At 68.6% G+C, this 12,200-nt stretch carries 14 protein-coding genes; 4 read left to right on the forward strand and 10 right to left on the reverse strand.

The window, feature by feature from the left end; all coding sequences use genetic code 11:
• Positions 1-220 precede the first annotated feature (220 nt).
• The 6 genes from ccmE to ASD72_RS15755 all read right to left on the reverse strand — a co-directional run bounded on the left by ccmE (position 221) and on the right by ASD72_RS15755 (position 3,579).
• Complete coding sequence (gene ccmE / locus ASD72_RS15730; RefSeq protein WP_056880889.1) at positions 221-685, reverse strand: cytochrome c maturation protein CcmE; 465 nt, start codon at positions 683-685, stop codon at positions 221-223.
• A gap of 4 nt (positions 686-689) precedes the next feature.
• Positions 690-857 carry a heme exporter protein CcmD gene (locus ASD72_RS15735; RefSeq protein ID WP_056880890.1) on the reverse strand — a complete coding sequence of 56 codons (168 nt, stop codon included), beginning with the start codon at positions 855-857 and terminating at the stop codon, positions 690-692.
• Positions 854-1,612, reverse strand: a complete 759-nt coding sequence (locus tag ASD72_RS15740) for a heme ABC transporter permease (RefSeq protein ID WP_056880891.1) — start codon at positions 1,610-1,612, stop codon at positions 854-856. The genes ASD72_RS15735 and ASD72_RS15740 overlap by 4 nt, the downstream gene beginning before the upstream one ends.
• 15 nt (positions 1,613-1,627) lie before the next feature.
• A complete protein-coding gene (ccmB, locus tag ASD72_RS15745) occupies positions 1,628-2,314 on the reverse strand; it encodes a heme exporter protein CcmB (RefSeq protein ID WP_056880892.1) in 687 nt (228 codons plus the stop codon).
• Positions 2,311-2,955, reverse strand: coding sequence for a heme ABC exporter ATP-binding protein CcmA (ccmA, locus tag ASD72_RS15750; protein ID WP_056880893.1), 645 nt, complete (start codon positions 2,953-2,955; stop codon positions 2,311-2,313). Before ccmA ends, ccmB begins: the two co-directional genes overlap by 4 nt.
• 117 nt (positions 2,956-3,072) lie before the next feature.
• Positions 3,073-3,579, reverse strand: coding sequence for a DUF3293 domain-containing protein (locus ASD72_RS15755; RefSeq protein ID WP_155944687.1), 507 nt, complete (start codon positions 3,577-3,579; stop codon positions 3,073-3,075).
• Positions 3,580-3,651: 72 nt separating this feature from the next.
• Here ASD72_RS15755 and ASD72_RS15760 point away from each other — a divergent pair, with 72 nt between their 5' ends.
• Genes ASD72_RS15760 through ASD72_RS15770 form a run of 3 tightly spaced genes read left to right on the forward strand, consistent with a single transcriptional unit; the run spans position 3,652 to position 5,980 of the window.
• Positions 3,652-4,803 carry a pyridoxal phosphate-dependent aminotransferase gene (locus ASD72_RS15760; RefSeq protein WP_056880895.1) on the forward strand — a complete coding sequence of 384 codons (1,152 nt, stop codon included), beginning with the start codon at positions 3,652-3,654 and terminating at the stop codon, positions 4,801-4,803.
• A 34-nt stretch (positions 4,804-4,837) separates the two neighbouring features.
• Entirely contained in the window at positions 4,838-5,152 is a 315-nt protein-coding gene (locus tag ASD72_RS15765; RefSeq protein ID WP_056880896.1) for a hypothetical protein, read from the forward strand.
• A 30-nt stretch (positions 5,153-5,182) separates the two neighbouring features.
• Entirely contained in the window at positions 5,183-5,980 is a 798-nt protein-coding gene (locus ASD72_RS15770) for an amidohydrolase (protein WP_056880897.1), read from the forward strand.
• A gap of 707 nt (positions 5,981-6,687) precedes the next feature.
• On the opposite strand, the gene ASD72_RS15775 is transcribed toward ASD72_RS15770, so the two are convergent.
• The 4 genes from ASD72_RS15775 to ASD72_RS15790 are packed head-to-tail and all read right to left on the reverse strand — an operon-like array spanning position 6,688 to position 10,618.
• Positions 6,688-7,134 carry a PaaI family thioesterase gene (locus tag ASD72_RS15775; RefSeq protein ID WP_056880898.1) on the reverse strand — a complete coding sequence of 149 codons (447 nt, stop codon included), beginning with the start codon at positions 7,132-7,134 and terminating at the stop codon, positions 6,688-6,690.
• Positions 7,131-7,523 carry a hypothetical protein gene (locus ASD72_RS21565; RefSeq protein ID WP_235578033.1) on the reverse strand — a complete coding sequence of 131 codons (393 nt, stop codon included), beginning with the start codon at positions 7,521-7,523 and terminating at the stop codon, positions 7,131-7,133. The genes ASD72_RS15775 and ASD72_RS21565 overlap by 4 nt, the downstream gene beginning before the upstream one ends.
• Before the next feature lie 2 nt (positions 7,524-7,525).
• Positions 7,526-8,731: a PQQ-dependent sugar dehydrogenase gene (locus ASD72_RS15785; RefSeq protein ID WP_081420382.1), complete on the reverse strand. Its 1,206-nt coding sequence runs from the start codon at positions 8,729-8,731 to the stop codon at positions 7,526-7,528.
• Positions 8,732-8,755: 24 nt separating this feature from the next.
• Complete coding sequence (locus tag ASD72_RS15790; RefSeq protein WP_056880899.1) at positions 8,756-10,618, reverse strand: ABC transporter ATP-binding protein; 1,863 nt, start codon at positions 10,616-10,618, stop codon at positions 8,756-8,758.
• A gap of 68 nt (positions 10,619-10,686) precedes the next feature.
• On the opposite strand from ASD72_RS15790, the gene ASD72_RS15795 reads away from it, so the two are divergent.
• Entirely contained in the window at positions 10,687-12,192 is a 1,506-nt protein-coding gene (locus ASD72_RS15795; RefSeq protein WP_056880900.1) for a S8 family serine peptidase, read from the forward strand.
• The last annotated feature ends 8 nt before the right edge of the window (positions 12,193-12,200 follow it).

The raw sequence follows: 12,200 nt of genomic DNA on the forward strand, positions 1-12,200 counted from the left end.
GTCGTCCATTCCCTCGCCCCGCGTTGCGGGGAGAGGGTGCCGAAGGCGGGTGAGGGGCGAGCGGAGTCGCCGAGGTGGGAGTGACGGGAAGACGTCCGGATGCGCTGGCCAGAAGCTTGTCCGCGGGTCACGCGCCGAGAAGCGCGAGCGCCCCTCCTCCGCCCTTCGGGCACCTTCTCCCCGCGCGCGGGGAGAAGGGAAGTCGCGGCGGGTATCGGGATCAATTCGCCGGCCCCGTCGGTGCGGCCTGCACGTCGTGCTTCTGGTGCGCCTTGCCCATCTTGTCGGCGACTTCCTTGGGCATGTAGGTCTCGTCGTGCTTGGCCAGCACGTCTTCGGCGACGAACACGCCATCCTGCATCGTGCCGGTGGCGACCACGGCCTGGCCCTCGCGGAACAGGTCCGGGAGGATCTTCCCGTAGCGCACGGTGAGCTGCGCGTCGCCATCGGTGACGCGGAACTGCGACACCAGAGAACCGGACTCGCGCTTGAACGAGCCCTTCTCGACCATGCCGCCGAGGCGGAAGCGGGCGCGCTCGCTGGCGTCGCCGCGCAGCACTTCGGCCGGCGTGTACAGATAGGCCACGTTGCGCTGCAGGGCCATCGCGATCAGCGCGGTGGCGGCACCGGCGACCAGCAGGGCCAGCAGCACGAACAGCAGGCGGCGGCGACGGACGGGATTCATGCGGTCAGCGTTCCAGGTCGGCGGGGGCGGCGTTGCGACGAGTCTCGCGCGATGCGCGCAGGCGCGCGGCGCGCAGTTCGCGGCGCACCTGCAGGCGCGGCGCGAGGAAATCCCACGCCAGCACGAGGGCGAACACGGCGTAGGCGCCGATGACGTATTCCAGGTAGGTCATGGCGTAGCCCCCTTCGCGGCGGCGAGTTTGGCGACCCAGTCCTTGCCGGCTTCGCGGCGCAGGTTGTCCGCGCGTGCGCGCGCCAGCAGCGAACCGGCGAACCAGAACTTGGTGGCCACCACCATCAGCACCAGCGGCAGGACCATGCTGTCGTCCATGCTGGAATCGCCGAACACGCGGATGGTCTGGCCCTGGTGCAGCGAGTTCCACCACACCACGGAATAGCGGATCACCGGCAGGATGGCCACGCCGACGATGGCCAGCAGGCCGGCCGCGCGCGCGGCGTTGCGGCGGTCGTCGATGGCGCCGTACAGGCCCATCACGCCCAGGTAGAGGAACAGCAGGATCAGTTCGGTGGTCAGGCGCGGGTCCCAGTCCCACCACGTGCCCCACATCGGCTTGCCCCAGATGCTGCCGGTGGCCAGGGTGATGACGGTGAACGCCGCGCCGGTGGGCGCGCACGCCATCGCAAGGATCTCGCACAGCTTGATCCGCCAGATCAGCGCGATGGCCGCGTAGAACGCCATCAGGCCGAACACGAACATGCTCATCCACGCGCTCGGCACGTGGATGTAGAGGATGCGGAAGCTGTCGCCCTGCTGGTAGTCGGCCGGGGCCACGAACAGCGCCTGCCACAGGCCCACGCCCAGCAGCACGATGGCGGCGAGGTAGCACCACGGCGTCCAGCGCGCCGCGAAGCGGTCGAAGTAGGGCGGCGAGCCGAGTTGGTGGAACCAGCGGACGAGTGGATTCATGCGCAGCGTCGGTCTTCAGGTCAGGGCGATGCGGATCGCCGCGGCGGCGGCCAGCGGGGCGAGCAGCAGCGACAGCAGCAGGCCGGCAGCCAGCCAGAGGAGGGCGCCGGAGGCATCCAGGCCTTGCGCGTTGGCGGCCACGGCGCCTGCGCCGAACACCAGCACCGGCACGTACAGCGGCAGCGCCAGCAGGGCCACAAGGATACCAGAGCGCCTCATGCCGACCGTCAGGGCGGCCACCACCGCGCCGAGCAGGCTCAGCAGCGGCGTGCCCAGCGCGAGCGTGGCCAGCAGCATCGGCAGGTCGCTGCGCGGCAGGTGCAGCATCTCGCCCAGCAGCGGTGCGGCGATCACCAGCGGCAGGGCGGTGGTGGCCCAGTGGGTCAGCACGCGCACCAGCACCAGCCAGGCCAGCGGCACGGGGGCGAGGATCCATTGTTCGAGCGAACCGTCCTCGGCATCGCCGCGGAACAGCGTGTCCAGCGACAGCAGGCCGGCCAGCAGCACGGCGACCCACAGGACGGCCGGCGCGACCTTCGACAGTGCTTGCGGCGAGGTGCCGAGGCCGAGGGCGAACAGCACGACGACCAGCAGCGCGAACAGCGCCGGCTGCAGCGCATCGCCACGGCGGCGCCACAACAGCTGCACGTCGCGCACGACCAGGGCGCGGGCGGTCTGGAGGAGGGAGGGCGTCGGGTTCATGCCGGACGCTCCATCACCAGCATGCGGGTTTGCACCGGTGGGGCCGCGTACGCGCCATGGGTGGTGACCAGCGCGGCACCGCCATCGCGCAGGTGCGCGGAAATCATCCGGTTGACCAGGGTGATGCCGTCCAGGTCGAGGTTGGCGTAGGGTTCGTCCAGCAGCCACAGCGGCGAGGGCGACAGCCACAGGCGGGCCAGCGACAGGCGCTTCTTCTGCCCGGCGGAGAGCTGCCGTGCCAGCGCGTCCTCGTAGCCGGCCAGGCCGACCATGGCCAGCGCATTGCCGGGCATCTGGCGCGCGCGCCGCCCGTGCAGGCCGCACAGGAAGTTGAGGTTCTCCAGCGCGTTGAGGTCCGCTTTCAGCGCCGGCAGATGACCCAGGTAAGCCATGGCGTGGGCGCGGCGCGCGGGGCCGGCGGGGTGGCCGTCGATATCGATATGGCCCGCATCGGCGCGCAGCAGCCCGGCCAGCACGCGCAGCAGGGTGGTCTTGCCGACGCCGTTGCCGCCCTGCACCAGCAGGGCCTCACCCGCATCCACGGCGAAATCCAGCGGACCGAACACCGGCTCGTCGTTGCGCGAGAACGCCAGGCCCTGGGCGGCCAGCAACGGCGGATGGGAAGGAGCGGCGTCGGTCATCGGGTCGGGCGTTCCCGGGCGGGAGGCTGGGGTGTCCTGAGGCTCAGCCGCCTATTCTAAACGGTGTCGCCCGTCAGACCGCCTGCGACATACGGTCGCGCCCCGCGAGTCCGGTTCCTAGCCCACCCAGTCGGTGTGCGGGTCGGCGTCGGCGCCGGCCGGGCGCGGCCACATCATCCGCAGGCGAACGGGTTCGCCCGCGTTCCACCAGAGCGTGCCGCCCTGGCCGAATTCCCTGGCCAGTGCGTCGGCCTGCGCCAGCGTCGCGTCCAGCACCAGGCAGCCGTACTCGACCATGCCACCCCGGTTGTCGCAGCCCAGCGCCGGGTGCAGCGCCAGCCCCAGCGCCTGCACGCGCGCTTCCAGCCGGGCCTGCGCGGTGTCGTTGTCGGCGCGCGAGGCCTCGCCGGGCGGGGGATTCCAGCCGGTGATGAACAGATAACGGTCCGCCATGACCTGGCGTTCGACCTCGGGCGCGGACACGCCGGCGCAGAACAGCCATTCCTTGCGGCCGATGGTCACGAAGTAGTGCGCAGCAGCCCAGGCAGTGGCCAGCCGCGCACGCTCAGCGTCGGGGACTTCCCCGTTCGCGGTGCCGTCGGCAGGAACGCTGTGTTCGGCCATGGCCGCATCATCGCGCGTAACGTCGAGCGCGTACACTCCGTGCTCCCCCCTCCATCGAGTACCTGAACCGGGATGTTCCAGCCGCAGACCAAGCTGCCCAAGGTGGGCACCACCATCTTCACCGTGATGTCGCAGCTCGCCGCCGAGCACGGCGCGGTCAACCTGGGGCAGGGCTTCCCGGATTTCGCGGTGCCGCAGCGGCTGGTGGACGAACTGGATGCCGCCATGCGCGCCGGCCACAACCAGTACGCGCCGATGACGGGCGTGGCGCCGTTGCGCCAGGCCATCGCGGAGAAAGTGCTGCGCTGCTACGGACGCGAGGTGAATCCCGATACCGAGATCACCGTGACCAGCGGGGCGACCGAGGCGCTGTTCAACGCCATCCACGCGGTGGTGCGTCCCGGCGAAGAAGTCATCGTGCTGGACCCCGCCTACGACAGCTACGAGCCGGCGATCGACCTGGCCGGTGCACGCGCCGTGCACGTGCCGCTGGACCCGCAGACCTTCGCGGTCGATTGGGACCGCGTGCGCGCCGCGATCACCCCGCGCACCCGCCTGCTGATCGTCAACAGCCCGCACAACCCGTCCGGCGCGATGTTCGACGACGCCGACATCCGCGCGCTGGCCGCGCTGCTGGAAGGTACCGGCATCTACCTGATTTCCGACGAGGTCTACGAGCACATCGTGTTCGATGGCCGCCGCCATGAATCGATCCTGCGTTATCCGGAACTGGCCGCGCGTGCGTTCGTGGTGTCCAGCTTCGGCAAGACCTACCACTGCACCGGCTGGAAGATCGGCTACGCCATCGCGCCGCCGGCGCTGAGCGCGGAGTTCCGCAAGGTCCACCAGTACAACGTGTTCTGCACGTTCGCCCCGGCGCAGCACGCGTTCGCCGCGATGATCCGGCAGGAGCCGGAGCACTACGAGCAGTTGGGCGCGTTCTACCAGGAGAAGCGCGACCGTTTCCGCGAGCAGTTGCTGGGCACGAAGTTCGTGCCGCTGCCGGTGCCGGGCGGCTATTTCCAATTGGTCGATTATTCGGCGGTCAGCGATCTGCCGGATGCCGAGTTCGTGAAGTGGTTGACCGTCGAGCATGGCGTCACCGCGATCCCGCTGTCCCCGTTCTACGAAACGCCGCCGGCCGGCCAGCGCTTGGCGCGGCTGTGCTTCGCCAAGAACGAGGCGACGCTGGATGCGGCGATCGCGCGGTTGAAGCATTTGTAGGCCTCTCCCTGCGGAGGCTCAAGGAGGAGGCTCTATGGACGTGTTCTGGACATCGGTTCGCTGGGGCGGCATCGCCCTCGGGATGCTGCTCGCCCTCCATGGCGTGATCGGACTGGCTGCCACCCTGTGGTGGCCGCGGCTGCTCACGGGGCGACTGTTCAACGAGCGCGCGATCGGGCGGGGACCCTGGACGCGGGAGCGGCTACTGTTCTTTTCCGCGTGGAGCATCTCGTGGGGCGCCTATCTGGTGCTCAGTTTGGGGGAGCTTGCGTCGCGCGGATTGCGGATGGCGTTGATCGTCGTCTGTACCGTGTTGGTCTACTTCGTCTTCATCCGAAAGTACACTTGAGCGCATTCACTCCACGATGGCGGTAGCCGCATGCAGGACCTCCGCATTTCCCTCGTCCAGGGCGAGACCCGCTGGCACGATCCGGCCGGCAACCGCGACTACTACGGTGCGTTGATCGCGCCGCTCGCGGGGCAGACCGATCTGGTCGTCCTGCCGGAGACGTTCACCAGCGGCTTCAGCAACGAGGCCATCGACCAGGCCGAAGGCATGGACGGCGCCACGGTGGCGTGGGTCCGCGCGCAGGCGGCAACGCTCGGTGCCGCAATCACCGGCAGCGTGCAGTTGCGTACCGCCGAGGGCGTGTTCAACCGCCTGTTGTTCGCGACGCCCGATGGCGATCTTCAGCACTACGACAAGCGCCATCTGTTCCGCTACGCCAACGAGCACAAGCGGTATGCGGCGGGCAGCGACCGGCTGACGTTGGAGTGGAAGGGTTGGCGGATCAATCCGCTGGTCTGCTACGACCTGCGCTTCCCGGTGTTCGCACGCAACCGGTACGACGTGGAGCGGCCGGGGCAACTCGATTTCGATCTGCAGTTGTTCGTCGCCAACTGGCCGGCGCCGCGGGCGTATGCGTGGAAGACGCTGTTGCGGGCGCGGGCGATCGAGAACCTGTGCTACGTGGCGGCGGTCAATCGTGCGGGCACGGATGGCAATGGGCACGCGTACAGCGGCGACAGTGCGGTGATCGATTTCCTGGGGCAGCCGGTGGTGGAGTTGCCGGCGGGCGAGGGGGTGGCGACGTCGACGATCTCGGCGGCGGCGTTGTCTGCGCATCGTGAGAAGTTCCCGGCGATGCTGGATGCGGATCGGTTCGAGTTGCGCTGAGCCCTCGGATGTCGTGCTCGGTAGAAAGCATGCTGGCACAGCTGGCATGGTGCGCTCGCCGCGAGGCGTCACTTTCTTTGCTTGTGCAAAGAAAGTAACCAAAGAAAGCACACCCCAGGCGGCACGCCCTGCGCTTCGCTCCGGGTCCGCGAGCGGCCCAGGAATTTTCGTAAGGCACATCCATGTGCCATACGAAAACGCCGCCCATCCGGGGCGGCGCCCTTCGGGTTTTACCCGGCCCACTCGCCGTGCCTCATGGGGACCCTGAAGAGCCACGTCAAAGGCGTGCACACCGGATATGTCCGCGTTGGTTTTCGGGGCCCCTTAAGGTCCGGCAGTCACGGCGGGTAAAACCCGCAGGGCGGCGCACAAGGATGTGCGCCGTTTTCGGCCGGGGCAGAGCCTGCCCCGTACTTGATACGGGGATGCCCCGTCCGAAAATTCCCGTCGGGACTGCGCACCCGCCGCGCAGCGGCGGGCGGACCGCCGGGGTGTGTTTCTTTTGCCTACTTTTCTTTGCACAAGCAAAGAAAAGTAGGGCCCCCGCGGCGAGCGGCACCATGCTGGCGTCCCCAAGGTCCATCACTGAAAGCATGAGCTCGATGTGCTCATGGTGGTTGTTGCCAGGGCACGCGTGGTTCGGAGTGGGCTGACTTCGTTGCCCCTCACCCCAACCCCTCTCCCGGCGGGAGAGGGGCTCAGTCGCCTCAGGCGGCCTTCTGCGGCAGGATCTGGCACACCGCCTGGCACATCGCCAGCACACGACCCGCGTCGTCGCGGACCTCGCCTGCGAGGAACAACTGATTGCGCGTGCGTTCGACCAACCGCGCATGGCAGGTGATGTGCGGCATCTCCTGCGTCACCGGACGCAGGTACTGCGTATTGAGCGACGTCGTCACGCTGGGTGGCGCGATCAGGTACGAGAACGGCCCCAGCGTGTTGTCCAGCGCCGCCACGATGAAACCGCCCTGCATGTGCCCGATCGGGTTCTGGTAGCGCGGCAGCACCGGGAAACGCATCGCCAGCGACTGGCCCTCCACGTACTCCACCGGCTCGCCCTGCATGTCGGTCAGGCAGGGCGGCGGAATCTGCAGCGGCACGCCCGCGGGCAGGCGCGCACGCAGCAGGGCGTTGATGTCGGCGGGGTCGGTCATGGCGTGAAGCTCAGTTCGAACGACGTGTAGAACGGTGCGCGCGGCGGTGCGGCCAGCGTCTTCCGGTTGATCTGTTTCTGCACGCAGATCGCCAGCGGCGTGGCGCCGTCGCGCCAGGTGCGGCGGACGGCGCCGCCGGCATCCAGTTCGGCCACGATCACGAAGGGCGCGGTGTCGGCGTTGGGCGTGGCGCATTCGGCGATCGCATCGCCGAGTACGCCCGATTGCGCATCGCGCATCGCTTGCGAGGTGGCCGCAGGCAATGACGCTTCATCGGCATCGGCGCGCTGCTTGGCCTGCGTGTAGTCGGTGGGCGACGGCACCTGCGCGGTGGCGGTCGCCGCCATCGCGAGGAAGACCAGTGCCGTGGCACGGAGCATTGGACGCATGGTCACGGCGCCTTCGGCGGTTCGATCCGCAGCAGTTTGCCGTCTTCCTCGTCGGTGACCACGTAGACGTTGCCGTCGGGGCTGACGCGCACATCGCGCACGCGTTCGCCGATCTCGTTGAGCAGGCGTTCTTCGCCCAACACCGTATCGCCCTGCAGGGTCAGGCGGATCAGGTTGCGTTCGGCCAGCGAACCGAGAAACACGCTGTCGTTCCACGGACTGTCCGGCTGGCCCGTGTAGAACGCCATGCCGGAGACGCCGGGCGACTTCTCCCACAGGTGGAAGGGCTGCTCCATGCCGTCCTTCGCCTTGCCTTCCGCCTCGGGAATGGGCTGGCCGGAGTAGTTGATGCCGTAGGTGATGATCGGCCAGCCGTAATTCTTGCCGGCCTCGGGCAGGTTGATCTCATCGCCGCCGCGCGGGCCGTGCTCGCTCTGCCACAGCTTGCCGGTGCGCGGGTCCAGCGCCATGCCCTGCATGTTGCGGTGGCCGTAGCTGAAGATTTCCGGGCGTGCGCCGGCCTTGCCGACGAAGGGATTGTCCTGCGGCACGCTGCCGTCGAGGTTCAGGCGCACGAGCTTGCCCTGCAGCTTGTCGAGTTCCTGCGACATCGCGCGTTTGTTGCGCTCGCCCTGGCTGATGAAGAGATGGCCCTGGCCGTCGAACACCAGGCGCGAGCCGAAATGGTTCGGGCCGTCGACTTTCGGTTCCTGGCGGTAGATCACCTTGACGTCGGTGAGCGCGTCGCCGGCCAGCGTGCCGTAGGCGACCGCGGTGCCGGCCGTGCCGTTGTCGCCGGGCTCGGCGTAGCTCAGATAGATGCGCTGCGTGCTGGCGAAATCCGGGGCCAGCACCACGTCGAGCAGGCCGCCCTGGCCGGTGGCGAACACTTTCGGCACGCCGGTGATCGGGGCGGACACCGCGCCGTCGGCGCCGACGCGGCGCAGCGCGCCGCTGCGTTCGGTGACCAGCATGGCGCCGTCCGGCAGGAAGGCCAGCGACCACGGATGCGACAGTCCGCTGGCCACCTGGGTGACGCGGATCTGGCCCTTGGCGCTGGTGAGTGTCTGCGCAGACTGGCTGGCCGGCGCGGCCTGCGCCGCCGCCGGTGCCTTGGCTTCGGCGTCGCTCTTGGCGGAGGAGTTGCAAGCGGCCAGCGGCAACGCGAGGAGGAGGGCGGTGGCGAGTCGATGGGGAACGTGGCGCAACGTCGTGTCTCCTGTGGGGGAAGGTCAGCGGTAGCCGGCGGCCTGCAGTTCGAACAGTTCCGCGTAGCGACCGCCCTGGGCCATGAGGTGCTCGTGCGTGCCGCTGGCCTCCAGCCGGCCTTCGTTGAGCACCAGGATGCGGTCGGCCATGCGGACGCTGGAAAAGCGGTGCGAGATCAGCACGGCGGTCCGATTGTCCGACAATTCCTTGAAGCGTTGGAAGACCTCGAACTCCGATCGTGCATCGAGTGCGGCCGTTGGTTCATCCAGGATCATCACTTGCGCATCGCGCATGTAGGCGCGCGCGATGGCGATCTTCTGCCATTGGCCGCCCGACAGGTCCACGCTGTCCTTGAAACGGCGGCCGATCAGCTGGTCGTAACCGCGTGGCAGGCCTTCGATCACTTCGTCGGCCATCGAGCGTGCGGCGGCGGCGCGCACGCGCGCCTGATCGTGCATGGCCTCGATGCGGCCGACGCCGATGTTCTCGCCCGCGGTCAGGTGGTAGCGGACGAAGTCCTGGAAGATCACGCCGGTGTTGGCGCGCAGGTCGTCGAGGTCGTAATCGCGCAGGTCGCGGCCATCGAGCAGGATCCGGCCCTCATCGGGGTCGTACAGGCGTGCCAGCAGCTTCACCAGCGTGGTCTTGCCCGCGCCGTTTTCGCCGACCAGGGCCAGCACTTCGCCAGCGTGCAGTTCGAAATCCAGGTGCCGAACGGCCCAGCGCTCGGCATCGGGATAGCGGAAGCCGACGTTCTCGAACACGAAGCCGCGGGTGATCGGTCGCGGCACCGGGAGCGGCTCCGCGGGCGAGGCGATCTCGGGTTCGATCTCGAAGAACGAAAACAGATCGTCCAGGTACAGCGCCTGTCCGGCGACCTGCGAGAAACCGATCAGCAGGCCTTCGAGCAACTGCCGCAGGCGCAGGAAGCTGCCGGCGAGGAAGGTCAGGTCGCCGATGCTGAAATCGCCGCGCACCGTGCGCCAGGCGATATAGCCATAGGCCACGTAGTAGCCCAGCGTGCCCAGCGCCGCGAGCAGCGCGCCCCAGAGTGCGCGCCGACGGGCGAGCGCGCGGTTGGCGGCGAAGAACTTCTCCGCGAGCGCGCGGTAGCGATCGATCAGGAACCGGTGGAGGTTGAAGATCTTCACCTCCTTCGCCGTTTCCACGCTGGCGCCCATCTGGCGCAGGTATTCCAGCTGACGGCGCTCGGGCGTCCACTGGAAGTTGAGCGAATAGCCCAACGCGTTGAAGTGCGACTCACCGACGAAGGCCGGCACCAGGGCGAGCGCCAGCAGTGCGATCAGCCATGGCGCGTACACCAGCAGGCCAGCGGCGAAACTCGCGACGGTGATGGCGTCCTGCACCTGGCCGAACAACTGGCTCATCAGGTTCATCCGCCCCATCGTCTGCCGACGCGCGCGGTCCAGCTTGTCCTGCAGGTCCGGGTCTTCGAAGTCCTCCAGGTCCAGCTGGGCCGCGTGCTCCATCAGGCGGATGCTGGTGGCGTTGGTGAACAGTTCCGAGAGCAGCGCGTCGGCATAGCTCACCAGCCGGCCCAGCAGGTCGGAGACGATGGCGAGCGCGAACTCCAGCACCAGCAATCCCGACAGCGTATCGAGCTGGCCGCTGCGCCAGGCCTCGCCCAGTGCATCGAACCCCAGGCCCAGCCCGACCAGGCGGATCGCCTCGTCGATGATCAGCTTGCCGATGTACAGCGCGGCCACCGGCATCACCGCGCGCACCACGCGCAGGCCGAGGCTGGCGAGGGTCAGCGTGCGGCTGGTCTGCCAGATCTGGCGCAGGAACGGCGCCAGGTTGCGCATCGCATCGACGCGTTCGCGCAGATTGGGTCCGGTGGCTCGGGCATTGCGCGGTGACGGCATCGGGGGTGGTGCTGGCCGGCGGCGATGCCGCGTTGCGGGTAATCTAGCCCAACGGACAGGGGATCGAGATGAAGAAGCTCGTCGTAATGGCGTGCCTGCTGCTGGCGGGCGCGCAGGCGATGGCCACGGACAAGGTGTCGGGCCAGGCGAAGCAGGTCGCGCAGCAGCAGGGCCGCGCACGCGTCGTGGTGTTGATGGATGACGTCGGGGCGGGTGTCGCGGGGATGCCGCGCAACATGACGGTCGCGAAGGAGCAGCGCGTGCGCCGTCAGGGCGATGCGGTACTCGGCGCGCTTCCCGCGACAGGCTATCGCCTGCACCGCCGCTTCGCGCGCGTGCCCGCGCTGGTGATCGACGCCGATGCCGACGTGCTGCGCCGGCTGGAGCGCAATGTGTGGGTGCGCAAGGTGGACGTGGACCGGGGAGGCACTGGCGGTGCCGTCGCTGCGGACGAAAGCTCCGTGCTCAACCGGGTGGACCTGCTGCAGGGTGTAGGACTCGATGGCACCGGCATCAAGGTCGCGGTCGTCGATACCGGCGTGGATACCGATCACCCGGACCTGGCGCCACGCGTGGTGGGCCAGCAGTGTTTCTGCTCGCGGATATCCGGCAGCGGCGGGTGTTGTCCGAATGGGCAGGCCACCCAGTCCGGCGCGGGCGCGGCGGAGGACGACCACGGCCATGGCACCAATGTCAGCGGCATCATGGTCGGTGCGGGCAATGTCGCGCCGCGTGGCGCACTGCCGGCGGCGCAACTCGTCGCCATCAAGGTGATGGATGGCGGCAACGGCTTCTGCTGCACCTCGGATGTCGTGGCCGCGCTGGACTGGATCGCGACGCAACACCCCGACACCGCCGTGGTCAACCTCAGCCTGGGCACCTGGGACTTGTTCGCGGGCGCCTGCGATGCATCGGCGTCCTACCTGGCGGCGCTGAAGAGCGCCGTGGACACACTGAATGCGCAGGGCACCGTGGTGGTGGCGTCCAGTGGCAACCAGGGCGATCTGCAACGGATGGCCGCGCCGGCCTGCCTGAGCAATGTGCTCGGCGTGGCGGCGACCTGGGACATGACGGCGGGGTCGACGACCTTCCTCGGTTGCACGGAGACCTCGCGGTCGCCGCGGCAACCCACCTGCTTCAGCAACCGCAGCACGACCACGGCGCTGTTCGCCGCGGGGGCGTTCGTCCAGTCGGCCGGCTTGAACGGTGGCCTCTCGTCCTACGGCGGCACGTCGCAGGCCGCACCGATGGTGGCCGCCTGCGCGGGCGCCCTGCACCAGGCGTCGCCGTTGGCCACGCCGTACCAACGCATGGCGGTCATGCAGCTTTCGCCGTTGCGACTGAACGATGCCGCCTCGGGGGGGCAGTATCCGTTCCTGGATTGCCTGGATGCGGCGAAAATCCTCGATCCCGCGCGATTCCTCGTCCGCATGAACGGCTCGCAGCCGCTCATTCCCGGACGTCCCGCACCGGCGCCGCCCGCGGCCACGATTCCGGTGCTGCGCGTGACGGATGAAGCACGAACGCCTCCGCGTCGCGGCAGCGCACAAGGATCCCGCCTCCTCGAACGCTGAAAGCGGGT

Source organism: Pseudoxanthomonas sp. Root630 (assembly GCF_001427585.1).
In the GTDB taxonomy this organism is placed as follows: Bacteria; Pseudomonadota; Gammaproteobacteria; order Xanthomonadales; family Xanthomonadaceae; genus Pseudoxanthomonas_A.

What these genes read in the sequence shown, in the direction of transcription:
- ASD72_RS15770 (WP_056880897.1), top strand. Translation starts at nt 5,183, where the DNA reads ATGCAGGACCTCCGCATTTCCCTCGTCCAGGGCGAGACCCGCTGGCAC.
- ASD72_RS15755 (WP_155944687.1), bottom strand. Translation starts at nt 3,579, where the DNA reads ATGGCCGAACACAGCGTTCCTGCCGACGGCACCGCGAACGGGGAAGTC.
- ccmB (WP_056880892.1), bottom strand. Translation starts at nt 2,314, where the DNA reads ATGAACCCGACGCCCTCCCTCCTCCAGACCGCCCGCGCCCTGGTCGTG.
- ASD72_RS21565 (WP_235578033.1), bottom strand. Translation starts at nt 7,523, where the DNA reads ATGCGTCCAATGCTCCGTGCCACGGCACTGGTCTTCCTCGCGATGGCG.
- ccmA (WP_056880893.1), bottom strand. Translation starts at nt 2,955, where the DNA reads ATGACCGACGCCGCTCCTTCCCATCCGCCGTTGCTGGCCGCCCAGGGC.
- ASD72_RS15740 (WP_056880891.1), bottom strand. Translation starts at nt 1,612, where the DNA reads ATGAATCCACTCGTCCGCTGGTTCCACCAACTCGGCTCGCCGCCCTAC.
- ASD72_RS15765 (WP_056880896.1), top strand. Translation starts at nt 4,838, where the DNA reads ATGGACGTGTTCTGGACATCGGTTCGCTGGGGCGGCATCGCCCTCGGG.
- ASD72_RS15790 (WP_056880899.1), bottom strand. Translation starts at nt 10,618, where the DNA reads ATGCCGTCACCGCGCAATGCCCGAGCCACCGGACCCAATCTGCGCGAA.
- ASD72_RS15795 (WP_056880900.1), top strand. Translation starts at nt 10,687, where the DNA reads ATGAAGAAGCTCGTCGTAATGGCGTGCCTGCTGCTGGCGGGCGCGCAG.
- ASD72_RS15760 (WP_056880895.1), top strand. Translation starts at nt 3,652, where the DNA reads ATGTTCCAGCCGCAGACCAAGCTGCCCAAGGTGGGCACCACCATCTTC.
- ASD72_RS15735 (WP_056880890.1), bottom strand. Translation starts at nt 857, where the DNA reads ATGACCTACCTGGAATACGTCATCGGCGCCTACGCCGTGTTCGCCCTC.
- ASD72_RS15775 (WP_056880898.1), bottom strand. Translation starts at nt 7,134, where the DNA reads ATGACCGACCCCGCCGACATCAACGCCCTGCTGCGTGCGCGCCTGCCC.
- ccmE (WP_056880889.1), bottom strand. Translation starts at nt 685, where the DNA reads ATGAATCCCGTCCGTCGCCGCCGCCTGCTGTTCGTGCTGCTGGCCCTG.